Annotated in this window: 25 protein-coding genes; 10 read left to right on the top strand and 15 right to left on the bottom strand. The window is 70.3% G+C overall.

Translation table 11 applies throughout. The features are described from left to right. Positions 1 to 15: 15 nt before the first annotated feature. The 4 genes from FO470_RS04610 to smc all read right to left on the bottom strand — a co-directional run bounded on the left by FO470_RS04610 (position 16) and on the right by smc (position 5,334). Positions 16 to 243 carry a F0F1 ATP synthase subunit C gene (locus tag FO470_RS04610; protein ID WP_029350478.1) on the bottom strand — a complete coding sequence of 76 codons (228 nt, stop codon included), beginning with the start codon at positions 241 to 243 and terminating at the stop codon, positions 16 to 18. Between the two features lie 63 nt (positions 244 to 306). Further along, positions 307 to 1,056, bottom strand: coding sequence for a F0F1 ATP synthase subunit A (locus FO470_RS04605; RefSeq protein ID WP_186291862.1), 750 nt, complete (start codon positions 1,054 to 1,056; stop codon positions 307 to 309). Between the two features lie 136 nt (positions 1,057 to 1,192). Continuing rightward, on the bottom strand, positions 1,193 to 1,576 hold the full coding sequence (locus FO470_RS04600; protein WP_186291830.1) for an AtpZ/AtpI family protein: 384 nt from the start codon (positions 1,574 to 1,576) through the stop codon (positions 1,193 to 1,195). A gap of 305 nt (positions 1,577 to 1,881) precedes the next feature. Next, positions 1,882 to 5,334, bottom strand: coding sequence for a chromosome segregation protein SMC (smc, locus tag FO470_RS04595; RefSeq protein ID WP_144341700.1), 3,453 nt, complete (start codon positions 5,332 to 5,334; stop codon positions 1,882 to 1,884). A 194-nt stretch (positions 5,335 to 5,528) separates the two neighbouring features. Between smc and FO470_RS04590 the strand changes: the two genes are divergently transcribed. The 3 genes from FO470_RS04590 (at position 5,529) to FO470_RS04580 (ending at position 7,960) form a co-directional block, all read left to right on the top strand. Continuing rightward, positions 5,529 to 6,080: an Lrp/AsnC family transcriptional regulator gene (locus FO470_RS04590; RefSeq protein WP_144341699.1), complete on the top strand. Its 552-nt coding sequence runs from the start codon at positions 5,529 to 5,531 to the stop codon at positions 6,078 to 6,080. 133 nt (positions 6,081 to 6,213) lie between these two features. Further along, the gene (locus tag FO470_RS04585; protein ID WP_144341698.1) at positions 6,214 to 7,194 is read left to right on the top strand and encodes a DMT family transporter; all 981 of its coding nucleotides are present in this window, start codon (positions 6,214 to 6,216) and stop codon (positions 7,192 to 7,194) included. 112 nt (positions 7,195 to 7,306) lie between these two features. Next, positions 7,307 to 7,960, top strand: a complete 654-nt coding sequence (locus tag FO470_RS04580; RefSeq protein WP_144341697.1) for a methyltransferase family protein — start codon at positions 7,307 to 7,309, stop codon at positions 7,958 to 7,960. Positions 7,961 to 7,972: 12 nt separating this feature from the next. On the opposite strand, the gene FO470_RS04575 is transcribed toward FO470_RS04580, so the two are convergent. Beyond that, the gene (locus FO470_RS04575; protein WP_246659468.1) at positions 7,973 to 9,049 is read right to left on the bottom strand and encodes an FUSC family protein; all 1,077 of its coding nucleotides are present in this window, start codon (positions 9,047 to 9,049) and stop codon (positions 7,973 to 7,975) included. Between the two features lie 88 nt (positions 9,050 to 9,137). Here FO470_RS04575 and FO470_RS04570 point away from each other — a divergent pair, with 88 nt between their 5' ends. Next, a complete protein-coding gene (locus FO470_RS04570; RefSeq protein ID WP_144341696.1) occupies positions 9,138 to 10,328 on the top strand; it encodes a site-specific DNA-methyltransferase in 1,191 nt (396 codons plus the stop codon). A 6-nt stretch (positions 10,329 to 10,334) separates the two neighbouring features. On the opposite strand, the gene mutY is transcribed toward FO470_RS04570, so the two are convergent. Continuing rightward, positions 10,335 to 11,411 (bottom strand): A/G-specific adenine glycosylase, encoded by a 1,077-nt coding sequence (gene mutY / locus FO470_RS04565; RefSeq protein ID WP_144341695.1) that lies wholly within the window; start codon positions 11,409 to 11,411, stop codon positions 10,335 to 10,337. Positions 11,412 to 11,487: 76 nt separating this feature from the next. Here mutY and FO470_RS04560 point away from each other — a divergent pair, with 76 nt between their 5' ends. After that, on the top strand, positions 11,488 to 11,997 hold the full coding sequence (locus FO470_RS04560) for a DUF721 domain-containing protein (protein ID WP_144341694.1): 510 nt from the start codon (positions 11,488 to 11,490) through the stop codon (positions 11,995 to 11,997). A gap of 144 nt (positions 11,998 to 12,141) precedes the next feature. Beyond that, positions 12,142 to 12,822: a DsbA family protein gene (locus tag FO470_RS04555; protein ID WP_144341693.1), complete on the top strand. Its 681-nt coding sequence runs from the start codon at positions 12,142 to 12,144 to the stop codon at positions 12,820 to 12,822. Between the two features lie 189 nt (positions 12,823 to 13,011). Here the strand turns inward: FO470_RS04555 and FO470_RS04550 are convergent, their stop codons facing one another. Further along, positions 13,012 to 13,503 (bottom strand): VOC family protein, encoded by a 492-nt coding sequence (locus FO470_RS04550; RefSeq protein WP_335880557.1) that lies wholly within the window; start codon positions 13,501 to 13,503, stop codon positions 13,012 to 13,014. A 35-nt stretch (positions 13,504 to 13,538) separates the two neighbouring features. Next, positions 13,539 to 14,654 carry a PA0069 family radical SAM protein gene (locus tag FO470_RS04545; protein ID WP_186291860.1) on the bottom strand — a complete coding sequence of 372 codons (1,116 nt, stop codon included), beginning with the start codon at positions 14,652 to 14,654 and terminating at the stop codon, positions 13,539 to 13,541. 285 nt (positions 14,655 to 14,939) lie between these two features. Between FO470_RS04545 and FO470_RS04540 the strand changes: the two genes are divergently transcribed. Beyond that, positions 14,940 to 15,536, top strand: a complete 597-nt coding sequence (locus FO470_RS04540) for a glycosyltransferase family protein (RefSeq protein WP_246659467.1) — start codon at positions 14,940 to 14,942, stop codon at positions 15,534 to 15,536. A 26-nt stretch (positions 15,537 to 15,562) separates the two neighbouring features. Here FO470_RS04540 and moaB read toward each other — a convergent pair whose 3' ends face one another. The 4 genes from moaB to FO470_RS04520 all read right to left on the bottom strand — a co-directional run bounded on the left by moaB (position 15,563) and on the right by FO470_RS04520 (position 18,823). Next, positions 15,563 to 16,132 carry a molybdenum cofactor biosynthesis protein B gene (gene moaB, locus FO470_RS04535; RefSeq protein ID WP_144341692.1) on the bottom strand — a complete coding sequence of 190 codons (570 nt, stop codon included), beginning with the start codon at positions 16,130 to 16,132 and terminating at the stop codon, positions 15,563 to 15,565. A gap of 50 nt (positions 16,133 to 16,182) precedes the next feature. After that, positions 16,183 to 17,094, bottom strand: coding sequence for a KPN_02809 family neutral zinc metallopeptidase (gene ypfJ, locus FO470_RS04530; RefSeq protein ID WP_144341691.1), 912 nt, complete (start codon positions 17,092 to 17,094; stop codon positions 16,183 to 16,185). Between the two features lie 99 nt (positions 17,095 to 17,193). Continuing rightward, entirely contained in the window at positions 17,194 to 17,826 is a 633-nt protein-coding gene (locus FO470_RS04525) for an alpha/beta hydrolase (protein ID WP_144341690.1), read from the bottom strand. A 64-nt stretch (positions 17,827 to 17,890) separates the two neighbouring features. After that, positions 17,891 to 18,823, bottom strand: a complete 933-nt coding sequence (locus FO470_RS04520) for a ring-cleaving dioxygenase (protein WP_144341689.1) — start codon at positions 18,821 to 18,823, stop codon at positions 17,891 to 17,893. 192 nt (positions 18,824 to 19,015) lie between these two features. On the opposite strand from FO470_RS04520, the gene FO470_RS04515 reads away from it, so the two are divergent. Then, positions 19,016 to 19,969 carry a LysR family transcriptional regulator gene (locus FO470_RS04515; RefSeq protein WP_144341688.1) on the top strand — a complete coding sequence of 318 codons (954 nt, stop codon included), beginning with the start codon at positions 19,016 to 19,018 and terminating at the stop codon, positions 19,967 to 19,969. Here FO470_RS04515 and FO470_RS04510 read toward each other — a convergent pair. Continuing rightward, positions 19,959 to 20,408, bottom strand: coding sequence for a MarR family winged helix-turn-helix transcriptional regulator (locus FO470_RS04510; RefSeq protein WP_186291829.1), 450 nt, complete (start codon positions 20,406 to 20,408; stop codon positions 19,959 to 19,961). The two genes, FO470_RS04515 and FO470_RS04510, sit on opposite strands and share 11 nt — an antisense overlap. A 192-nt stretch (positions 20,409 to 20,600) precedes the next feature. On the opposite strand from FO470_RS04510, the gene FO470_RS04505 reads away from it, so the two are divergent. Both FO470_RS04505 and FO470_RS04500 read left to right on the top strand, forming a co-directional pair. After that, positions 20,601 to 21,623, top strand: coding sequence for a sugar-binding transcriptional regulator (locus FO470_RS04505; RefSeq protein ID WP_144341686.1), 1,023 nt, complete (start codon positions 20,601 to 20,603; stop codon positions 21,621 to 21,623). A gap of 125 nt (positions 21,624 to 21,748) precedes the next feature. Next, a complete protein-coding gene (locus FO470_RS04500; RefSeq protein ID WP_144341685.1) occupies positions 21,749 to 23,083 on the top strand; it encodes an NAD(P)H-dependent oxidoreductase in 1,335 nt (444 codons plus the stop codon). 39 nt (positions 23,084 to 23,122) lie between these two features. Here FO470_RS04500 and FO470_RS04495 read toward each other — a convergent pair whose 3' ends face one another. Together FO470_RS04495 and FO470_RS04490 are read right to left on the bottom strand one after the other, a co-directional pair. Beyond that, a complete protein-coding gene (locus tag FO470_RS04495; protein WP_144341684.1) occupies positions 23,123 to 23,635 on the bottom strand; it encodes a ClbS/DfsB family four-helix bundle protein in 513 nt (170 codons plus the stop codon). 2 nt (positions 23,636 to 23,637) lie between these two features. After that, positions 23,638 to 23,913: a hypothetical protein gene (locus tag FO470_RS04490; RefSeq protein WP_144341683.1), complete on the bottom strand. Its 276-nt coding sequence runs from the start codon at positions 23,911 to 23,913 to the stop codon at positions 23,638 to 23,640. Positions 23,914 to 23,997: the final 84 nt, after the last annotated feature.

Genomic DNA, 23,997 nt, shown 5'->3' with positions numbered 1-23,997 from the left:
AAGCCGTTCAAGGCGTCAGACCACGAAGAGCAGAACGAGCGCGACGACGAGCGAGAAGATGCCCAGACCTTCCGCGAGCGCCGCGCCGATGAAGGCGCGGGCGAACTGGCCGTCGGCGGCCGACGGGTTGCGCAGGGCGCCCGAGAGGAAGTTGCCGAAGATGTTACCGACGCCGATGCCGGCGAGACCCATGCCGAGGCAGGCGAGACCGGCGCCGAGGAACTTGGCGGCTTCCGCTTCCATGATCTTCTCCTATTGAATTCGCAAGATTGGTTGATGGCTGGATGAGGTCCCGCGACGCGCCGATCAGTGACCCGGATGCAGAGCGTCGTTGAGATAGATGCAGGTCAGCACCGCGAAGACGTAGGCCTGCAGGGCGGCGACCAGGAATTCGAGCGCGGTGAGCGCGATCACCATGGCGAGCGGCAGCACCGCGCCGAACCACCCGGCGACGCCGGTCGCGGTCATCATCACGATGAAGCCGGCGAACACCTTCATGGCGATGTGGCCGGCCAGCATGTTGGCGAACAGACGCAGCGAGAGGCTGATGGGCCGCGAGAGGAAGGAGATGACCTCGATCACGACCATGAAGGGAAGCAGGAAGGCCGGCACACCCGACGGCACGAAGAGGTGCAGGAAATGGGTGCCGTGGCGGGCGAAGCCGTAGATGATCACGGTGCCGATCACCACCAGCGCCAGCGCGGCGGTGACGATGATGTGGCTGGTGACGGTGAAGGCATAGGGAACCATGCCGACGAAGTTGGCCACCAGCACGAAGATGAACAGCGAGAACACCAGCGGGAAGAACTTCATTCCCTCGTTGCCGGCGGTCGAGCGCACCGTCGAGGCGACGAACTCGTAGGAGATCTCCGCCAGCGACTGAAGGCGGCCGGGCACCAGGGTGCGGCCGCGCGTGGCGAAGGTGAGGAAGAAGAACACCAGCGCCACGATGCCGAACATGAAGGCGGCGGAATTGGTGAAGGCGAGCTCGATGCCGCCGGGCTTCCCCAGATCCACGATCTTGATGATCTGGAACTGATGGATCGGATCGATCACGCTGCCGCTGGCCATCGCCGGTCGCTGCCCTCAACACGCGGCGCCGTGAAGCGCCCGTCCCCATCTCGTGCGCCGCCTATGGCGGCACTGCCCATCTGCTTCGACACCCGCCGCGAGGCCGGCGCCGACAAACCCCTTACGCCCCGCCCTTCGGCGGCGTCTTGCGGCCGGTTTCCCCGGCGGCGCGCATCATGTTCATCACGCTCGCCCCGAAGCCGAGCAGCAGAAACACGATCATTCCCCACGGCGACGTGCCGACGAGGTAGTCGAAACCCCAGCCGAGGCCGGCCCCGACCAGAACTCCGGCGACGAACTCGCTCCCCAGCCGGAAAGCCAGCGTCATGCCCGCCGACGCCGAGGTCCGGTCCGGCACCGCGGACCTCGCCTCTTCGACCTTGCGCTCGGCGTGCACCTTGTCGAGGGCACTGCCCAGCCCGCGCAGCCGGCCGGTGAGTTCGGCGTCGGAGAGATCCGGCCTACCCGAGTCACCCTGGCCGTCCGTCTTGTCTCGGTCGCCCATGATCCACGCTCAAGCCTGACCGGAGAAGGATTTCCCCACCCCGAAGCCGGGCGCACCATAGTGTTCGCTCCATGGGGTGTCAAGGATGTGAACACATCTTTTAAGTCATTGTAATGACATGCAAATTCGGACGGGTGGACGCTCTGTCGCAGGGCTCCGGACGCGCTTTCGCACCAGGGGAAGCCGTCCTTGCGGTTCTGGCATGGCCGCGGTCCGCGTCAAATACGGCGAATGCCCGGGAAGGACGTGGCGGGAGGCCGCACCGGAAGACCGCGCGGGCCCGCCACGCGGACGCCCTCGCCCTCTCAGCTCGCCTCGCGCCAGCTCTCGGCGGTGGCGAGGTCGACCGAGACCAGCTTCGACACCCCGCGCTCGGCCATGGTCACGCCGAACAGGCGGTTCATCCGGCTCATGGTGATCGGGTTGTGGGTGATGGTGACGAAGCGCGTCTCGGTGAGGCGCCGCATCTCGTCCAGCAGGTTGCAGAAACGCTCGACATTGGCGTCGTCGAGCGGAGCGTCCACCTCGTCGAGCACGCAGATCGGCGCGGGATTGGTGAGGAACACGGCGAAGATCAGCGCCATGGCGGTCAGCGCCTGCTCGCCGCCCGAAAGCAGGGACAGCGACTGCGGCTTCTTGCCCGGCGGCTTGGCGACGATGTCGAGGCCGGCCTCCAGCGGGTCGTCCGAATCGGTCAGCACGAGCTGCGCCTCGCCGCCGCCGAACAGGGTGGTGAAGAGCTGGCGGAAATGGCCGTCCACCACGTTGAAGCTCGCCTGCAGGCGCTCGCGCGCCTCGCGGTTGAGGCTGTAGATGCCCTGACGCAGGCGCTTGATCGCCTCGGTGAGATCGTCGCGCTCGGCGGCGAGGCCCTGCTGCTGGGTCTCGATCTCCACCAGCTCCTCCTCGGCGCGCAGATTCACCGCGCCGAGCCGCTCGCGGTCGGCCTTGAGGCGGACGAGTTCCCCCTCCAGCTCGGCGAGCATCGGAAGCTGCGAATCCTCGGTGAAGCCGGCGATCTCCCGGGCGCTTTCCGGCGGCCCGTCGAGCACCTCGCCGACCTCCCGCACCAGATCCTCGCGGCGCTGGCGGGCGGCTTCCACCCGGGCCTCGGCGCGGGCGCTCTCCTCGCGGGCGGAAGCGAGGGCGTCGAGCGCGGCACGCGCGGCCTTGTCGGATTCGGCCTGCCCGGCCTCGGCGCCCGCCAGCCGGTCGGCGGCCTCGCGTCGGGCGGCCTCCGCCCTGGAGGTCTCGTCGAGCAGGGCGCGGCGGCGGGCGGCGAAACGCGCCGGCGCATCCTCCAGTTCCTCGCGCTCGGCGGCGGCCTCGGCGACGCGCGCCTCCAGCGCGGCCACGCGCTCGCCGGTGCCGCCGGCACGGGCCTCCCACGAGGCGCGCTCGGAAGCGATGGCGGAGAGGCGGCGGGCGCGCTGCTCGCGCTCGCGCACCAGCGCCTCGGCGCGGGCGCGGGTTTCCGCCAGCACCGCGCGATCCTGCGCGACGCGGGCGCGGATCTCGGCCAGCCGCGCCTCGCCCTCGGCGGCGGGCGGCTGCGCCTCGACGGCGGCACGGGCTTCCTCCAGCGCGATGGCGGCATTCTCGCGCTCGTCCTGAAGCCGGGCGAGATTGGCACCGAGAGCGGCCAGACGCGCGGCTTCCTCGGCGGCGGCACGCTCGGCACGGGCGAGATCGTCACGCGCGGTCTCCATCGCCCGCAGCGCGGCGCGGCGCGCCTCGCGGGCGGCGTTCTCGCGGGCCCCGGCGGCGCGCAGCGCGCTCTCCGCCACCTCCAGCGCGGCACGGTGACGCGCCACCTCGGCGCGGGCCTCGTGAAGTTCCGCCTCGATGTCGGCCAGCCGGTTGCGCTCGGCGAGGCGGCGGGCGGCGGCGGTCGGCGCATCGGCGGCGGCCACCAGCCCGTCCCAGCGCCACAGGTCGCCCTCGCGCGAGACGAGCCGCTGGCCGGGCTTGAGACCGGGCGCCAGACGCGGGCCGTCCACACGTTCCACCACGCCGATCTGCGCGAGGCGCCGCGCCAGCACCGCCGGGGCCTCGACATGGTTGGCCAGCGCCTCGGCGCCGGGCGGCAGCGGGGCGTCGCCCGTCGCATCGGTAGCGGACCAGTGCACCGGCGCGGCGATGTCGGCGGGCACGTCGAGATCGTCGCCCAGCGCCGCGCCGAGCGCCGTCTCATAGCCGCGCGCCACCCGTATCGCGTCGAGCACCGGCGGCCACTGGCGCGGCGTGCCGACGTCGAGCAGCTTGGCGAGAGTGCGCGCCTCGGTGTCGAGACGCTGCGCGGCGCGCTCCGCCTCGGCGAGCGGGCGGCGGGCATGATCCAGCGCCGCGCGCGCGGCGATGTGAGCCTCCTCCGCCTCATGCGCCGCCATCTCGGCGCCGGCAAAGGCGTCCTGCGCGGCTTCCGCTGCGTCGCGCCGCTCGTCGAGCCGGGCGGCGCCGACATTCGCCTCCAGCTGGCGCTGCTGGGCGGCCAGCGTCCCGGCCTCGCGCTCCAGCCGCGTCAGGCGCTCGCCGGCCTCGCGCAGCGCGCGCTCCAGCGCCCCGCGGCGGGCAGCACGCTCGGCATTTGCGGCGGTCGCCTCGGCGAAGTCGCGCTCGGATTCGGAAAGCCGCGCGGCGGCTTCCTCGCGGGCGGCGAGGGCCTCGTCCTCGAGCTCGGCGGCCTGCTCCTGCGCAATCGCCAGCTCCTCGGCCTCCTCGGCAAGGCGGGCGAGCATCTGGCCGGCATCGGCGGCGAGGGCGCGCTCGCGCTCCATGTCGCCACCGAGTTGCGCCAGCCGGCGGTCGAGCTCGTCCCGCCGGGCACCGGCGCGGGCCTCCTCGCGGTCGAGCTCGCCGCGTGCCAGCGTCAGGCGCTGCAGCGCCGCCGCGGCCGAAGCATCCGCCTCGCGCAGCGCCGGCAGGCCGTGCGCCGCCACCGCCGCCGCACGCGCCGCCTCGCCCTGCGCCGTGGTGCGGGCGGCGACCTCGCGCACGGCGAGGTCGAGCGCCCGGCTCGCCTCGCTCAGGCCGCCCGTCGCCTCCATCCAGCGCAACCAGAGCAGGGCCGCCTCGGCCTTGCGGATATCGCCCGACAGCACGCGGTAGCGCGAGGCCTGCCGCGACTGGCGGCGCAGCGCGTCGAGCTGGCCGGTGATCTGGCCGATCACGTCCTCCAGGCGCGTGAGATTGGTCTCGGCGGCGCGCAGCCGCATCTCCGCCTCGTGCCGGCGGGCGTGGAGACCGGCGACGCCGGCCGCCTCCTCCAGCAGGCGGCGGCGGGCGATCGGCTTGGCGCCGACGATCTCGCCGATCTGGCCCTGCCGCACCATGGAGGGCGAGCGCGAGCCGGAGGAGGCGTCGGCGAACAGGATCTGCACGTCGCGCGCGCGCACCTCGCGCCCGTTGATACGATAGGAGGAGCCGGCCTCGCGCTCGATGCGGCGGGAAATCTCCAGGAGGTCGGCGTCGTTGAACACGGCTGGCGCGGAGCGGTCGACATTGTCGACCGTGAGCACGACCTCAGCGGTGTTGCGGGCCGGACGGGTGGTGGAGCCGCCGAAGATGACGTCGTCCATGCCCTCGGCGCGCATCGCCTTGTAGGAGCTCTCGCCCATCACCCAGCGCATCGCCTCGACGAGGTTCGACTTGCCGCAGCCATTCGGGCCCACGACGCCGGTGAGGCCGGGCTCGATCAGCATTTCCGTCGGCTCGACGAAGGTCTTGAAGCCGGTGAGACGCAGCCGGGTGAATTTCATGCCCCTAGCGTGCCGCCGGACAACCACAAGTTCAAGTGGTCGGCCGCCCCCGATCCACGAGATGTTGCGGCTTCCCCACGCTACACCGGTGCCACCGAGGTGACCGAAAGGCCAATTGCCGTCGCGCGTCTTCTGCCGCCACATTGGCCGTATCGGCCCGATCCTGCCGTGAATCCGTTCCCTGGAGACAGAACATGCGTACCCCGACGCTCGACATGTTCGATCTGCGCATCCTGCGGGAGCTGCAGGAGGACGGACGCCTCACCAATGCCGAGCTTTCCGAACGCATCGGCCTCTCCCCCTCGCCCTGCCTGCGCCGCACCCGGCGGCTGGAGGAGGAGGGGTTGATCGCCTCCTATCAGGCGCGGCTGGACGCCGGCCGGCTCGGCCTCGGCGTTCTCGCCTTCATCCAGGTGCATCTGGAACGGCAGGTGGAGGAGGCCGCGCGCGAGTTCGAGGCGGCGGTGCTGGCGCTGCCGCAGGTCATCGCCTGCTACAGCGTCACCGGCGACAGCGACTACCTGCTGCATGTGGTCTGCGAGGACCTCGACGGCTTCGCCCATTTCGCCCATGACATATTGATGGGCCTGCCGGGCGTGCGCGGCGTGCGTTCCTCGCTGGCGCTCAAGCGGGTGAAGGAGAGCGGCCGCCTGCCGCTCGACCACCTGCGCGCCCTGCCCGCCGCGCCCGATTCGACTGCCGAAAAGATAGGCGGCGATACCGGTCGCCCGAAAAAGCGCCTCTGAGCGGCAGAATCTGCCGGAGCGCCCCGCCGACCGCCCCCGAGAAAGCAAGGACATGCCGAACTAGGTCAACTACACTGACCTATATCGGTCCTTCGATCCCCCGCTTCGCTCCCGGAACGTCAGGAGGCGCGTCATGGCATTCGTGGCAGACACGTTGACTCCGCTGGTTTCCCGCACGGCCGGCAGCCTGCGCCCGGTCGCCCTCTCCACCCCCGCCAATCTCGCCGCACTCGCGCTGGCCGGCGCTGCGCTGCTGTGGTCCGGCAACTTCCTTGCCGGGCGCCTCGCCGCCGACGTGCTGCCTCCCGCCACCTTCTCGGCGGCGCGCTGGCTGCTGGCGCTGGCGCTGCTGCTGCCCTTCACCGGCCGCGAGATCCTCGCCCGTCGCGACGAGGTGATGCGCCGCTGGCCGTTCTGGCTGGCCTGCGGCGTGCTCAACATCGCGGTCTTCACCGTGCTGATCTATGCCGGGCTCGCCCATACCAGCCTGGTCAACGGCTCGATCATCGGCGCGGCGGCGCCCATCCTCGTCGGGCTGTTCGGCTGGCTGCTGCTGCGGGAGCGTACCAGCGCCCGCTCGCGCCTGGCGCTCGCCGTCTCCACCGCCGGCGTCGGGCTGATCGTGCTGCGCGGCGATCTCGGCACGCTGGCCCGCCTCGACCTCAACGGCGGCGACGTCCTGCTGTTCTGCGGCATCGCCGCCTTCGCGCTCTATGCCGTGCTGCTCAAGCGCTTTCCCTCCGGCCTCTCACCGGCCGCCGCGCTGACGGTGAGCATTCCCTTCGGCCTCGTGGCGCTGGCGCCGGTGGCGCTGTGGGAAATCGCCACCCTCGGCGCGGGCGCCGGACGGGCCGGCAGCATGGCGCCGCTGGTGCTCTATGTCGGCAGCCTGCCCACGCTCGGCTTCGTGCTGTGGGCGCGCGGCGTCGGCACGCTGGGGCCGACCCGCTCGGGACAGTTCCTACAGCTCATGCCGGTGTTCGGCGCGGCCTTCGCGGTGGGGCTGATCGGCGAGACGCTGCACGCCTATCACGCCGTCGGCTTCGCCCTCGTGCTCGCCGGCCTCGCCCTGCGCGACCGGCGCCTGCCCGCCCCCGCGCCGGCCCAACTCTGAGGCTTGTCGCACAAACCGCTGGAAGAATGGCCCGATGACGTGAGGGCTGCCCGAAAAAAGCCGCGACGGGCGGGTTGATGAGACGGCTCATCTCCCGCGGGAACCGCCTTCCATGACCGATATGCCGCGCACGCCGCCCGCGACGCCCAGCTTCGACATCGCCGCCGTGCAGAATGTCCGCAAGCTCTGGCTCTATGCCCTCGGCACCATCGCGGTGGGCGTGCTGCTGTTCGGTCATTCGGTCTGGCCGGATGGCGACGACCTCAGCGTGCACGAGATCATCGAGCATACCGGCCGGGTGCTGATGATCGTGGCCATCATCGGCCGCACCTGGTGCTCGCTCTATATTGGCGGGCGCAAGAAGGCCACGCTGGTCGATGTCGGCCCCTATTCGATGTGCCGCAACCCGCTCTATTTCTTCTCCTTCATCGGCGCGGCCGGCGCCGGCGCGCAGTTCGGCAGCATCACCGCCGCGCTGGCGGCGATGTTCATCACCGTGATCGTCTTCACTCTCGTGGTGCGCAAGGAAGAGCGCTTCCTCACCGAGGTCTTCGGCGACGCCTATGTCGTCTACAAGGCGCGGGTGCCGCGCTTCCTGCCGAACCCCCGCCTGTGGCGCAATGTCGATACGCTGGAGATCCGCCCGCAGCTGGTGGTGCGCACCTTCGTCGACGCCTGCGTCTTCCTCGCCTCCATCCCCCTTGCCGAGGGCATCGAGCTTGCCCAGGCGCAGGGGCTGCTCCCGATCCTCTGGACCGTGCCCTGAAGCCGGCCGACGTCAGGGGCGGCGCGGGTACAGACGGCGCAGCAGCGCCTGCCCCAGCCGGTCGAGCAGCAGCGCCACCACGGCGAAGACGCAGCCGACCATCACGTCGACCAGCCGCTCGAGAATGTCGTGCGACGCGCCGCCGACGCTGCCGGCGACCAGCTCCAACAGCAGGATGATGAAGGCGGTGAGCGCCGCCATGCCGAGCGCGCCGTGCAGCTGCTGCGCCGGCCAGCGGATGAGCGCGGCGAGCGCCATGCCGACCAGCAGCGCCGCGTGGAAGGGCAGCGCGTAGCCAAAGGCCAGCGCCGCCACCACGCCCAGCAGCGTGCCGCCCAGCGTCTGTTCCATCATGCGGCGGCTCGACAGCGCGTCCGCCCGCAGCACCAGCACGATGGCGATCAGCGCCCAGTAGGGCCGGTGCAGGCCGAGGGCGAGGCTGGTGAGGAAGGCGAGCGGCACCGCGATGGCGACCGCCGTGGCGAAAACCCAGCGCTCGCGCTGGGTAGCCCGGATGCGCGCATAGACCATCGCCGGAGCCGGCGCCGTGGAGGGGCGCCAGGTGCCGGTGACGGCATCCCACGCCATCGACACCGCCCAGGCATAGAGCACGAAGGCGGCGACGACCGGCACGTCGCCGGGCTGCAACGGCGCGTAGAGCGCTCCCACCGCCAGCGTCAGGCACATGAAGCGGGCCGCCGCGGCCGCGCTCGGATGGATGCTCTCCACCAGCGCGTAGAACCCGCCGACCAACGCGAAGGCGATGACGATCAGCGGCGTGTGGCCGGCGGCCAGCGTGCCGATGCCGGTGCCCGCGAGCACGACGAGCCCCGCCCCCGCCATCCAGCCGAGGCGGTGCAGCGCCGGCCCGCCGGTATCGAGCGTGAAGGCGAGGATACAGGTTACCATGGCGTAGATCAGCCAGATATCGACCCCGACCAGCATCCCCGCCGTGATCGGCGCCATCACCGTGAGGGCGAAGCGGATCGAGCGGGCGGGGAGCCCGTCGCCATGCCAGCGCGGCACCATCGGCGGCGATGGAGGGGATGGCGGCTGAGCCGGCGCTTCGACCACATTCGGCTCCTTCACGCGATACCTTTTACCCCGTCTTTACCCTGCCCGAAGGACATTGTGGAAACGAGTTCCGTTGCGTCCTGTACGAGTAAGGTAGCCGTCCATGAAGGTGGTTCGTAACGGGGAGGCCCGCCGGGCGTCCCGAATCGGCGTCGTGCGTTCCCGCGATACCGCCTCCGGTCTTTCCTCCGCGAATCTTCCCGTCGACAGCATTCTGCGCGGCGACTGCGTGGCCGAGCTGTCGAAGCTGCCGGCGCGCTCGGTCGACATGGTGTTCGCCGACCCGCCCTATAATCTCCAGCTCCAGGGCGAACTGAAGCGCCCCGACGACAGCCGCGTCGACGCGGTCGACGATGCCTGGGACAAGTTCGAGAGCTTCGAGGCCTATGACGCCTTCACCCGCGCCTGGCTGCTGGCGGTGCGCCGGGTGCTGAAGCCCACCGGCACGCTGTGGGTCATCGGCTCCTATCACAACATCTTCCGCGTCGGCGCGATGCTGCAGGATCTCGATTTCTGGATCCTCAACGACATCGTCTGGCGCAAGACCAACCCGATGCCGAACTTCCGCGGCCGCCGCTTCACCAATGCCCATGAGACGATGATCTGGGCGGCGCGCGAGCCGGGGGCGCGGGGCTACACCTTCAACTACGAGGCGCTCAAGGCGGCCAATGAGGACGTGCAGATGCGCTCCGACTGGCTGTTCCCCATCTGCTCGGGCCATGAGCGGCTGAAGGACGAGGCCGGCCACAAGGTGCACCCGACGCAGAAGCCCGAGGCGCTGCTGGCGCGGGTGATCCTCTCCGCCTCGAAGCCCGGCGACGTGGTGCTCGATCCCTTCCTCGGCTCCGGCACGACCGCGGCGGTCGCCAAGCGGCTCGGCCGGCATTTCGTCGGCATCGAGCGCGACCCGGCCTATGCGGACGCCGCGCAGGCGCGCATCGACGCGGTGGAGCCGCTGCCCGAGGCCGCCCTCGCTTTGGCGCCGACCGCCCGCGAGGCGCCACGCGTCGCCTTCAACACCCTTCTGGACCGTGGCCTCGTCGCGCCCGGCACCATGCTGACCGACGCCAAGGCGCGGGTGCGCGCCATGGTGCGGGCCGACGGCACGCTCTCGCTGGAAACCGCGCCGGGCCTCGGCCAGATCGGCTCCATCCACCGCGCCGGCGCCATCGCGCAGGGGCTGGAGGCCTGCAACGGCTGGACCTACTGGCACATCGAGACCCGTGAGGGCCTCAAGCCGATCGATTCGCTGCGCGCGGTGATGCGCTCGGAAATGGCCATCGCCGCCGAGTAACGCCCGCTACAGCTTCGCCAGCACCTTGCGCATCACGCTGGGAAAGGCCTCGGCGTCGAACCCTTCCGGCCGCACCCAGCGATGGCCGGCCGGGGCCGTGGTGCCGGCGGCGAGATCGGCCCGCCACACGTCGAGCTCCAGTGCGAAATGGCTGAAGACGTGGGTTACCGGCGCGTTGAGCGCCCGCCACGGCGCCTTCAGCGGCGCGTGGCCGGCGGGATTGGCGACACCGCCCGGCTCCCACGGCGTCGAGGGCACCTCGCTCATGCCGCCGAGCAGTCCCTTCGGCGGCCGCGAACGCACGAGAACCGCGCCGTCCGCCCGGACGGCGAGAAAGGCGACGCCACGCCGCGCCGGCTTCGCCGCCTTGGCTACCTTCACCGGGTAGCGCTCGGGCGCGCCCTCCGCCCGCGCCACGCAGGCCTCCGTCCACGGGCACAGCGCGCAGGCGGGCTTGCGCGGCGTGCAGATGGTGGCGCCGAGATCCATCATCGCCTGCGCGAAATCGCCGTGGCGCGCATCCGGCAGCAAGGTGAGCGCCAGCGCCCGCAGCTTCGCCTTCGCCCGCGGCAGCGGCTCGTCGACCGCGAAGAGGCGCGCCACCACCCGCTCCCAATTGCCGTCCACCGGCGCCGCCCGGCGCTCATAGGCGATGGAGGCGATGGCGGCGGCCGTGTAGGGGCCGATGCCGGGCAGATCGAGCAGCGCCTCCTCCGTATCGGGAAAGACGCCTCCGTGCCGTGCCACGACCGCCCGGGCGCAGGCGTGCAGGTTGCGGGCGCGGGCGTAATAGCCGAGCCCGGCCCAGGCGGAGAGCACCTCCTCCAGCGGCGCCTCGGCGAGCGCCGCGACGCTCGGCCAGCGCGCCAGGAAGGCCTCGTAATAGGGCGCGACCGTCACCACCGTGGTCTGCTGCAGCATGATCTCGGAGAGGAAAACCCGGTAGGGCTCCTGCCGCCGGCCCGGCGCCGCGCGCCAGGGCAGACGACGGCGGTGGCGGTCGTACCAGGCGAGCAGAGCCGCCGGCGCCGGACGGGCGGCGGCCGGCGGAACGCGAATGGCTGGATTGGCGGCGGCGGGCATGCGATCCTCGAAAACGTGCCCGCAAGGTGGCCGCATCGGCCGCCCCGGGCAAGATGCTATCGCTGTCGAGACCTTCATGGCCCGTCCCTTCGCCCCGCGCCCGCTCGCCGACCTGATCGAGACGACCATCGCCGAGAGCTGCCGCCAGCGCGGCCTCGCCTCGGTGGAGATCGTCACCCGCTGGGCGGACATCGTGGGCGAAGCGCTGGCCGCGCGCGCCGTGCCGATCCGGCTCGCCTGGCCCTCGCGACCCGAGAGCCAGGACCCCGGCGTACTGCATGTGCGGGTCGAGGGCGGCTTCGCCATCGAGCTGCAGCATGATGCGCCGGTGGTGATCGAGCGGGTGAACCGCTATTTCGGCTGGCGCTGCATCGGCCGGCTGGCGCTGCGGCAGGGGCCGGTTCCCCGCCCGCCCGTCCGCCGGGTGTTCGTCGAGCCGGACGCGGCGGCCCGCGGCGAGATCGAGCAGCGGATGGCGCGCCAGGCGGGTGCCTTCGAGGATCCCGCACTCGCCGCCGCGCTCGCCCGGCTCGGCGCGCTCGTCGTCCGCGACGCGCGGCGCCCGGTTCGGCCCCGCCGGGGTTGAGAGTGCCGGAAAGACCAAGCGGAAGCATCACGCAGCGGTGACGCTGCGTCCTCCGCCCCACCGTTGCCATGTTCGCGCGCTGCCTGTAGGCGCTACACCGTTCGAAGCCGGCGCGCGTGTCCGGCCGTCCCCTGGAGACCGACCATGATCGACCGCCGTCGCTTCCTCGAAGGTATCGGCACCGTTGCCCTCACCACGGCGGCGCTCGTCGCCCTTGCCGGCCCCGGCAGCCTCGCCGGTCTCGACTTCATCGGCCGCGCCGAGGCGCAGACGATCGACGTCGCCAAGCTGATGGAAGCCGGCCCGCTGCCGGACCAGGTGCAGGGCAAGGCCGACGCCCCCGTCACCATCGTCGAATATGCCTCGATGACCTGCGGCCACTGCGCGCATTTCCACGAGACGACCTATCCGGTGCTGAAGGAGAAATACATCGACACCGGCAAGGTCCGCTTCATCCTGCGCGAATTCCCGCTCGACATCGTGGCCAAGGCCGCCTTCATGCTGGCGCGCTGCGCCGGCGAGGGCAAATACTACCCGATGACCGACACGCTGTTCGAGACGCAGAAGAGCTGGGCCTTCACCAACAATCCGGCGCAGGCGCTGCTCGGCATCGCCAAGCAGAGCGGCATGACCGAGGAACAGTTCAACGCCTGCCTGAGCGACACCAAGCTGGGCGGCGAGATCGACGAGAGCGCCAAGCGCGCCGCCACGGAGTTCGGCATCGATTCCACGCCGACCTTCTTCATCAACGGCAAGAAGTTCTCCGGCGCCATCAGCCCGGAAGACCTCGACAAGGAACTGGCGCCGCTGCTCGGCGCCAACTGAGTGCGGGCTTCGGTCCGGGCCGGCGCGACCTCGTCGTCCCGCCCGGCGCGGGCAAAGCCGCCGGCCGGCCGCGCGGCGGCCATCGACGACATGATGCCCGGCTTCGGCCGGGCATTTTCATGTCCACCGGCCCACGCGCCGCCACCGCAGAACCGGCGAATGCGGGCCCGCGCGTCCGGCCCGCCCCGCTCATTCGGGCAGGACGATGCGGCCCCCGGCATCGAAGGGAAAGCCGGGATTGTGGGCGATCTCCCAGGGGTGGCCGTCGGGATCGGCGACATAGCCGGAATAGCCGCCCCAGAAGGTCGGCTGCGCCGGCCGCAGCGCCCGGCCGCCCGCCGCCACGGCGCGGATCAGCGTGGTGTCGACCTCCGCCCGGCTCGTCCGGTTGCAGGCGAGCGCGATCCCGCCGAACTGCCCGGCGCGGCCGGGAAGCACCCCGGCATCGGCGGCGAGTTCATGGCGCGGATAGAGCGAGAGCACCACGCCGCCGGCATCGAAGAAGGCGGCGCCCTTGGCCTCCTTCACCCGCCGTTCGAGGCCGAGCGCCTCGTAGAAGGCGACGGCGCGGTCGAGATCGGCGACGCCGAGCGTGATCAGCGACAGGCGCAGCGGCGCCATGGCACGCCTGCGGGGCGAAACGTCGCCCGTCTCCTTCTCCATCGACAGCTCCGTCTCCATCGAAACCTCCCTCGGCCGCCCGGCCGCAGCGGCACTCATGCCTCTTCCCCGAACAGCGACAATTGCTCGCCCTTCCGCGGCGGGCGGCTGAAATGGCGCGTGGTGAGCCGCGTGTGGCGGCGGTTCAGCCCGAGCCGTTCCACCGCGATCTCGAAGCGCCGCGCCATGGTCCAGGCATAGGGACCCGACCCGGTCATGCGCTGGCCGAAGGTGGAGTCATACTCGCGCCCGCCGTGCAGTTCCTTCAGCAGGGAGAGCACGTGGCGGTAACGGTCGGGGAAATGCGCCAGCAGCCATTCCCGGAACAGGTCGCGGATCTCCAGCGGCACGCGCAGCATGACGTAGCCCGCCTCCGAGGCGCCCGCCGCCACCGCCGCATCGAGGATACGCTCCATCTCCGCGTCGGTCACGGCGGGGATGACCGGCGCCACCAGAACGGCGGTCGGCACGCCGGCCTCGCTGAGGCGGCGGATCGTATCGAGCCGGCGCGGCGGAGTGGCGGCGCGCGGCTCCATGATGCGCGCCAGCTTGGGATCGAGCGAGGTGACGGAGAGCGCCACCTTCGCCAGCCCGCGCTCGGCCATGGGCGCGAGGATGTCGAGATCGCGCAGCACCAGCGCCGACTTGGTGACGATGCCTACCGGATGGCCGAAATCGCTCAGCACCTCCAGGATGCGGCGGGTCAGCCGCCATTCCCGCTCGATCGGCTGATAGGCGTCGGTGTTGATGCCGAGCGCGATGGTGCGCGGCTCGTAGCCCGGCTTCGATAGCTCCTTCGCCAGCAGTTCGGGCGCGTCCGGCTTGGCGAACAGCTTGGTCTCGAAGTCGAGCCCGGCGGAAAGCCCCTGATAGGCATGGGTGGGGCGCGCGAAGCAGTAGACGCAGCCGTGCTCGCAGCCGCGATAGGGATTGATCGAGCGGTCGAAGCCCACATCGGGCGAATCGTTGCGGTTGATGATGGTGCGCGGCTTCTCCACCGTCACGCTGGTGCGGAAGGGCGGCAGGTCGTCGAGGCTCTGCCAGCCATCGTCGAAGGCCTCGCGCGCCTGCGGCTCGAAACGCCCGGCCGCGTTGGAGAGCGCGCCGCGCCCGCGCCGGCGCTCGCCGTCGACCATCCAATCGGGGACGGGCGGCGGCGCCACCGCGTCCATCTCCGACAGGGCGGAGACGTCCCGCTCCGCCGATCGGCGCTCCTCCGCCTGCCGGGCGCGCCGCTCCTCGACCAGCCGTCCCAGATGCCGGGGCGGCGGCGGTTCGAGGCGGGAAGGATGAGCGCGGCGTTCCATGGCGTGTTCTCTAGCCCAATAATGAGAACATATCAAGAACATTGGCAGAATTGCGACAGCCGGCCTGTACGTGCGCGAATGGGTGGGCTAGGCAGGAAAACGCTTCATCCGTCGGGCCCGCGGGCCTTTTCCAGCCAAGATCGTCAAGGGGTGGCTGAGCGCGTGATCTCGGTCGTCATACCCACAGATGAGACCTCCAAGCGGCTGATCCCGACCCTGGCGGCGCTCGTGCCGGGCGCGGCCGCCGGCATCGTGCGCGAGGTGCTGCTCGTCGATTCCGGCGCTTCGCCCGAAGTGGCGGAGATCGCCGACGCGGCGGGCTGCGAATATCTGAGCGGCCCGGCCGATCCGGGGACGCGGATGCAGCAGGGCGCGGCGGCGGCGCGTGCGCCCTGGCTGCTGTTCCTGGAGCCGAGGGGCCTGCTGCAGGAGGGCTGGACCCGCGAGGTGCGCACCTTCACCGATCAGGTCGAGCGGATCGGCGCCACCGACCGGCGGGCGGCGACCTTCCGGCTGGCGCTGGACGGCTTCGGCGTGTCCCCGCGCGTGAAGGAGGCGGCAGCCATGCTGCGCCATGCGCTCACCGGCCGCCCGCGTTCCGAGCAGGGGCTGCTGATCCACCGCCGCTTCTACGAGGCGCTCGGCGGCCACGCGCCCGGCCCGCATTCCATGAAGCGCCTGACGGCGCGGATCGGACGCGGCCGGCTGGTGCTGCTGCGCTCGCAGATGCTGCTGCCGGAGAACTGAAGGCCGAGGCCGGGCGAAAAACCGGCTCAGCCGGCGGCGCCGGCCGGCGCGCGCAGCTTGCTGCGCTTCAGGTGCTCGTCGAGCCGGGGCAGGATCTCGACGAAATTGCACGGCTTGTGGCGGATATCGAGCTGGTGGACGAGGATGCCGTCCCAGCCGTCGCGGCAGGCACCGGGCGAGCCCGGCAGGCAGAAGATATAGGTCGCGTTGGCGACGCCCGCCGTGGCGCGGCTCTGCAGCGTCGAGGTGCCGATCTTCTGGAACGAGATCATGTGGAAGACGGTCGAGAAGCCCTCCATGCGCTTCTCGAACAGCGGCTCCACCGCCTCCGGCGTCACGTCGCGGCCGGTGAAGCCGGTGCCGCCGGTGGTGATGACCACGTCCACCCCCGCATCGGCGATCCAGCCGGCGACCTGCGCGCGGATGGTCTCCACGTCGTCCGGCACGATGGCGCGGTCGGCGAGTCGATGGCCCGCCGCCTCCACCCGCTCGACCAGCGTGTTGCCGGAACGGTCGTCGGCGAAGGTGCGGGTGTCGGAAATGGTCAGCACCGCGATGGAAAGCGGCACGAAAGGCTTTTCGGCCTCGCTGCTCATGGCGCGCGCTCCTGCGTCGCGGTGCGTCTTTCGTCTCGCCCGGACAGGGCTCAGATGCTGCCCTGGAAGGTGTTGCAGCGCTGCATGGAGCCGTTGTCGAGCCCCTCGCGGAACCACTTCACGCGCTGGGCGGAAGTGCCATGAGTGAAGCTGTCGGGCACCACATAGCCCTGCGACTGCTTCTGCAGCCGGTCATCGCCGATGGCGGTAGCCGCGTTCATCGCCTCCTCGATGTCGCCATCCTCGAGGATACGCCACTGTGCATTGGCGTGATGCGCCCATACACCGGCGAGGCAATCGGCCATCAGCTCGACGCGCACGGACAGCGCGTTGGCCTCGGCCTGCGAGACCTGGCGCTGGCGTTCCTGCACCTTGGGCAGCAGGCCGATCTGGTTCTCGACGTGATGACCCACCTCATGCGCGATGACGTAGGCGGCGGCGAAATCGCCGGGCGCGCGGAAGCGGCGCTTCAGTTCGTCGAAGAAGGACAGGTCGAGATAGACCTTCTGGTCGCGCGGGCAATAGAACGGCCCGACGGCGGAATCCGCCATGCCGCAGGCCGAACGCGTGGCGCCGGAGAACAGCACCATGCCCGGCTCCTTATAGGTCGCGCCCTGCGCCTGGAACAGCGGCTTCCACACATCCTCGGTCTGGGCGAGCACCACGGCGGCGAACTTGCCCAGCTCGTCCTGCGGCGCGCCGGTCTTGCCGGAGGGCGCGGCCTGCTCGCTCTGGGTGGAACTGCCGCTCTTGTCGCCCATCAGGATTTCCGCACCGCCGATCAGCAGGGCCGGGTTGATGCCGGTCGCCCAGGCGATCAGGCCGACCACGATGAGGCCGCCAATGCCGAGGCCACCGCGCCGGCCAATGCGCGGGCCGCCGCCGATTCCACCGCCGAAGCCGCCACTCTGGCCACGTCGATCCTCGACGTTGTCGCTCCGCCGGAAATCCTCCCAACGCATTCTCGTCCTCCACTGCACGGCGGCATCGCGCCACGGTGCCATAGTGATGCACCAGCATCGTGACGGCAATGCGCCGGAAGGTTCCTCACCGGCGAAACGTCACGCGGCGACCGGCTGCGGCGCGGCAAGCCACTGCCGGGCAAGGCCGATATCGGCCTGCGACAGACCGTGACCGACCGGCAGGGTCCGGTGGTCGAGCCGGGCCCCCGCCGCGCGAAGCTGCGCCGCGAGACGTTCGGCATTCTCCTCCGGCACGATGGGGTCCATCCCGCCGGAAAGCAGCAGCACGCCGCGCCCCTTGAGATCCGCCGCCGGCGGCGCGGCGAGCGGTACCATGGCGCGCAGAAGAACGGCGCCGGCCAGCACCTCCGGCCGCGTCAGCAGCATCGCCGCGGCGATGTTGGCGCCGTTGGAGAAGCCGACCGCCACCGGCGCCGCCAGATCATACACCTTGCGGGCTTCGGTGACGAAGTTCGCGAGCTCGGCGGCGCGGAAACGCACGTCTTCCTCGTCGAACACGCCTTCGCGCAGGCGGCGAAAGAAGCGCGGCGCACCGCCTTCCAGCACCTTGCCGCGCGGCGACAGCAAAGCGGAGCCCGGCGAGAGCATGCGGCCGAGTTGGATCAGGTCGTTCTCGTCGCCGCCGGTGCCGTGGAGCAGGAGCAGCGGCGGGGCGCCCGCATCGGTGGCGGGCTCGAAGCGATGCACGAAGGAAAGCGCGGTGTCGGTCATGACGGCCTCCTTGTCTGGAAAGGGGAGGCGCCGCCCGCGCGGGGCGGCGCCATGGTCGGGGTGGTCAGGCGATCTCCGGCAGCACGGCTTCGATCTGGCTGCGCCGCTTCTCCAGGAAGTCCGGCAGCTTCAGCGCCTCGCCGAGCTTGGCCGGCGCCTCGTCCGCGGCGAAGCCGGGGATGTCGGTGGCGATCTCGAACAGCACGTGGCCGGGCTCGCGGAAGTAGACGGACCGGAAGTAGTTGCGGTCCTTCTGCTCCGTTGTGCGGATGCCGTGGTTCTCCACCAGCTTCCTCACCATCTCCTCCTGCCCGGCATCGTCCGCCGCGCGGAAGGCGATGTGGTGCACCGACCCGCCGCCCATGCGGGCGGGCAGGAAACCACCGGCCTCGTGGACGTCGACGATGCCGCCGATCTCCGTGCCCTCGGCCTTGAAGCGCACCAGCGAACCCTCGCGGCCGATCTCGCGGAACCCGAAGATGTCGGTGAGGATGGCGCCGGTGGGCGCCGCCTCGGCCAGCAGCAGGTTCACGGAGTGGAAGCCGCGAATGGCGTGCTCGGCGGGAACGTCCGTGCCGATCCAGGCCGGCGCGTTCTCGATGCCGGACACCCCGACCAGCGAAAGGCGCATGCCGTGCGGGTCCTTGAAGGCCAGCACGGTCTCGCCGAAGCGCTTCACCGGCGCGCTGTGCGACACGCCCTTCTCGACGAAGCGCTGCGTCCAGTAGCCGATCGAGCCTTCCGGCACGCGGAACGCGGTCTCCTGGGCCTCGCCGATGCCGAGCCGGCCGGGCGCCACATGGTCCCACGGGAAAAAGGTGAGGATGGTACCGGGAGAGCCGGCCTCATCGCCGTAATAGAAGTGATAGGTGCCGGGATCGTCGAAATTGACGGTCTTCTTGACCAGTCGCAGACCAAGCGTCCGGGTGTAGAACTCGACGTTGCGGCGTGCGTTGCCCGCGATCGCCGTCACATGATGGATGCCATTGCGGTTCATGATCTTGCCCTCGTCCGAGCGCGACCTCGCGCTCTCTTGGGACAAGAAATAGCCCGGCAGCGGCGCAATGCCATGCATCTTCGATTGCGTTGACGCAATGGCACTTCTGCTGTTATCGTCCCCGGCGTCAATGCGAGAGAAATCGATTTGTCTTGCAATGACTTAAGAGCCGCATCGACTCGGGGGAGCAGCATGGCCGAGCCTTTCAAGAATCTCGCCTGGGACGATTTCCGCCTGATCAAGGCGGTGGCGGACGCCAAGGGGCTGCCGGCGGCGGCGGCGGCGATGGGGGTGAACCACTCCACGGTGTTCCGCCGGCTCAAGCAGATCGAGGAACAGCTCGGCACGCTGCTGTTCGAGCGCCACCGCACCGGCTATGCGCTCACGCCCGCCGGCGAGGAGATGGTCGCCCTGGCCAACCGGCTCGACGAGGAGATCACCGCCGTCGGCCGCAAGCTCGCCGGCCGCGAGCCCGCGCCGTCGGGCGAGCTGCGCGTGACCACGCCGGATTCGCTGCTCATCCATCTGCTGATGCCGATGCTCGCGACGTTCCGCCAGCGCTACCCCGAGGTGCGGCTCGACATCGTGCTGAGCAACCAGGCGCTGAACCTGTCCAAGCGCGATGCCGACGTGGCGGTGCGCGCCACCGATCATCCGCCGGAGAACCTCGTCGGCCGGCGTGTCGCGCGCATCGCCTGGGCGCTCTACGGGCGCGCCGCCGATTTCCCCGAGCCGGGCAGCATCTCGCCGGAACAGCTCGACAGCCGGAACTGGGTATCGCTCGGCGACAGCCTCGGCGCGCTGAAGGCGGTGAAGTTCGTGCAGGAGAACGTGTCGCCCGAGCGGGTCGCCTACAAGATCAACTCGGTGCTCGGCCTCGCGGAGGCGGTGGAAGCCGGCATCGGCATCGGCCACCTGCCCTGCCTGATCGGCGACGCCCGTCCGTCGCTGGTACGCCTCGGCACGCCGGACGACGACTACGCGGCCGATCTGTGGCTGCTGACCCACCCGGACCTGCGCCATTCGCCGCGCGTGCGCGCCTTCCTCGATTTCCTCGCGGGCGAGATCGGCCGCCACCGCCGCCTCATCGAAGGGCAGATCGGCCTGCAGGAAGAGGTGGCGGAAGCCAGTCCGGCTACGGCTTGAGGCGCGAGAGCAGCTTGTCGCGCACGCGCGTCAGCTCGTCGGTGAGGGCGCCGAGCGCGGCGGGGTCGCGCTCGAGGCACATTCCCATCTCGCGGGGAATGCGCTCCGCCTCATGGCGCAGCGCCCGGCCCTTCTCGGTCAGGTGGATGCGCACCTGCCGCTCGTCGGCGGCGTCGCGCACCCGGCGCACCAGCCCGGCGCTTTCCAGCCGCTTGAGCAGCGGAGTGAGGGTGTTGGTCTCCAGCAGCACCCGGTCGCCGATCTGGCCGACGGTCAGCCCGTCCTCGGCCCAGAGCGTCACCATGGCCACATATTGCGGATAGGTCAGCCCCAGCCGGTCCAGCATCGGCTTGTAGACGCGATTGAAGGCGTGGTTGGCCGAATAGACCGCGAAGCAGAGAAAATCCTCGAGCTTCAATGTGTCGTCTGTGCTGGACATGCCGGGACCGAAAGTGTCTAGGCTTTCCAGCGTGCCCCCGGCATGACGCGACGACAAGCGGGTTTTTGCGTAAGCTTCGGGGGCATTGTGGACGCTCGCGCAGGTGGTCAGCGGACCGCCGCGCTATTTGAAGATGACGCCTGCTCCTCTATAGCAGCGCGAGCGCGTCATTCGCGGGGGGTTGAGGTAGCGATGTCGGGAGGAGCCGCCACGACCAGGCCGAACGGCCTGAGCGAGCCGGAATCGCTCGCCGATCTGAGCCCGACGGGCCGGCGCTCAGCGCGGCTGCGGCTGCGCGCGGCCTGGATGTACTATGTCGAGGGGATGACGCAGAGCGCCATCGCCGAGGCGCTGGACATCGGCCGCGTGACCGTGGTCCGCCTGCTCGCCGACGCCCGCCAGCTCAACGAGGTGAAGATCTCCCTCAGCCGCGAGATCGCCGAGCTGCCGCGGCTGGAGATGGGCCTGCAGAAGGCCTTCGGCCTGCGCGAGGCGGTGGTGACCCCGCTTTCCGGGCCGCTCGCCGATCCCACCAGCGCCATCGGCGCGGCGACCGGGCAGTTCATCTCCGACTTCATCCGCTCCGACATGAAGATCGGCTTCGGCTGGGGCCGCACGCTTATGCGGGCGCTGGGCTTCATCGACGAGAAGACGGTCTCCAACCTCTCCGTCATCTCGCTGCTGGGCGGCATCACCAAGGCCAAGCAGTACAATCCGTCGGAATTCGCCTGGCAGCTCTCCCGCCTGTTCCAGGCCGACTGCCACCTGATCGCCGCCCCGGCCATCGTCGACAGCATCGAGACCAAGAAGGCGCTGATCGAGCGCTGCGGCCTCGGCACGGTCTACAATCTCGCCCGCGAGATGGATGCCGTGGTGCTCAGCGTCGGCGCGATGGACGAGGAGAGCACCTCGCTGCGCTTCGGCTTCTTCTCCGATGCCGACTGGGCCTCGCTCATCGCCGCCGGCGCGGTGGGCGACGTGGTCTACAATTTCATCGACAGCGAGGGACGGCCGGTCGACCACCCGATCAACACCCGCGTCATGTCGATCCCGATCGAGACGCTGCAGGCCACGCCCGAGCGCATCCTCACCTCCGGCGGACCGGGCAAGAGCAAGGCCGTGGTCGCCGCGCTGCGCATGCTGCGCCCGACCGTCTTCATCACCGACGAGATCACCGCCGCCGCCGTTCTGGAAGCGGTCGGCGCCGTCTATTGACGGCGGAAGGACGGGACGGATCGGCGCGGCGCTATTTGCCTTGGAACAAATGTCGAGTACCGAAGACAGGATGACACCTGCGCCGGGACGCGCGGGCGCGAGGGCTTCAAGGAAGGGTTGAGCGTATGCTCGGTGCAAGCGGGATCGTGCGGACGGGTATCGCCGCCGAACTGGAAGAGTGGACCGCGAAGCACGGGCCGGTGACGATCGGGCTCGCCGGCGCCGGCCAGATGGGCACCGACCTCATCGTGCAGGCCGCGCTGATGCCGGGCGTGCGCATCGGCGCCGTCACCGAGCTCAACGCGCAGGTCGCCATCGACGCCGCGCTGATGGCCGGCCACCGGCGCGAGGACATCATCTCCGCCGCCTCCAGCAGCCAGATCGACCGCGCCATCGAGGCCGGACAGTTCGTCATCACCGACGATTACCGCGCCATGTGCGCCGCCGGGCATATCGACGTGGTGATCGACGCCACCGGCAGCCCGAACATCGGCACGCTGGTATCGCTGGAAGCGATCCACAACGGCAAGCATGTGGTGCTGCTCAGCGTCGAGGCCGACATCACCATCGGCCGCTTCCTCAAGCAGGAAGCGCGCAAGGCCGGCGTGGTGCTGACCGGCGCCGCCGGCGACGAGCCGGCCGCCACGGTCGAGCTGATCGGCTTCGCCCAGTCCCTCGGCTTCGAGATCGTCTGCGCCGGCAAGGCGAAGAACAACGCCTTCAAGCCGGACGCCGTGCCCGACGAATTCGCCGAGGAGGCGAAGGCGCGCAACATGAACCCGCGCATGCTGGTCGAGTTCGTCGACGGCTCCAAGACCATGGTGGAGATGACCGCGCTCGCCAACGCCACCGGCCTCGTGCCGGACGTGCCGGGCATGCACGGGCCGCACGCCGACCGGGACGTGCTGGCGCAGGTGCTCTGCACCAAGGAGGATGGCGGCATCCTCTCGCGCTCGGGCGTGGTGGACTTCACCCTCGGCAAGGGCGTGGCGCCGGGCGTGTTCTGCATCGTCAAGCCGCGCCATCCGCGGGTGATGGAGCGCATGACCGACCTCAAGGTCGGCCCCGGCCCCTGTTTCGCGCTGATCCGCCCCTATCACCTCACCAGCCTGGAAGTGCCGCTCTCGGCGGTGCGGGCCGTGCTGCACGGCACGCCCGACATGGAGGTGCTGGACCATCCGGTGGCCGAGTGCACGGCGGTCGCCAAGCGCGACCTGAAGCCCGGCGACGTGCTCGGCAAGATCGGCGAATACGATTATCGCGGCTACACCATGGGATGGCGCGACGCGCGCGACAGCTTCGCCCTGCCGCTCGGCATCGCCGAGAGGGCGCGGGTGCTGAAGCCGATCAAGGCCGGCGAGCGGCTGACCTACGAGAACTGCGCGCCGGACGACCAGCTCCTCGTCACCCAGATCCGCCGCCGCCTCGATCAGGCGGACGCGCAGTTCCTGGCGGCGTGAAGACCTCGTCTCTGGCAAAGACGCGATCTGCGCGCGCGTTCAGGCGAGGCCCCTCGCCTTCTTCCATTTCCGCAGGCGTCCGCGCGCATTGATATAGGGCGAGGACGTGTTGAGCTGGATCATCCGGCCCATCGTGTACCGCCTATACCAGGGCGCGCCGTAGAGGGCGGCGGCGTCCTGGCGCTCGACCAGCCGCACGATCCGCGCCTTCGCCTCGGACAGGCGCGCCAGAAGCTCCGGCACGGCGAGCATTTCATAGTCCCGGTAGAACCTGGCGGCGAGCCGGCCGAGCTCGTTCCACCCGAAGCCGGTGTCGGGGAAATCCGGCTCCTCGCCGGCCTCGCGCCGGGCATGCCATTTGAGCACCAGCTCGTTCCAGCCGATGAGATAGGCCACGAGGTCATGCGCGCTCATGACCTCGCCCTTGGCATGCCCCTCCAGCGTCTTCTCCCCGAAGAGCTCGGGCGGCACCGTCGCCAGTTCCTTCTCCAGCGCGGCGTAGCTACGCGCGAGCTCCGCCAGCAGGGCCTGCTTGCTGTCCGGAACCGCCAAGGTCAGCCCCGGCCGGGAGTGGCGTGCGTGGTGAAGCGGGCGTCGGCGAGCCGCGCCTCCGCTTCGGCCAGCGCTTCGGCGAGCTGGCGCACCTGGGCGGGATCGAGCACGAGCTGAAGCGCGGGCACCGGCTCGCCCGGCTTCGGCTGCTCGGTGCCGATCTCGATGCGCAGGCCCACCTTCTCGGTACCGAACAGGGCGGTGGTGAAAGCCAGCATCGGCCATACCTTCAGATGGCCCTTGTCGTCCTTCTCCCAATCGTCGAACCGGCCGGCCATGGAAGTCTCCTCGTCGTTTTCTGGCGTGGGCGCCATCCGGGGCGCCTTTCCACGCCGGTCTAGCATCAATCCGTCCGCCCGCGA

This window comes from Ancylobacter moscoviensis (genome assembly GCF_007559435.1).
GTDB lineage: Bacteria > Pseudomonadota > Alphaproteobacteria > Rhizobiales > Xanthobacteraceae > Ancylobacter > Ancylobacter moscoviensis.
Note: the sequence above shows the minus strand (reverse complement) of the source record. Positions and strands in the feature narration are given on the sequence as shown.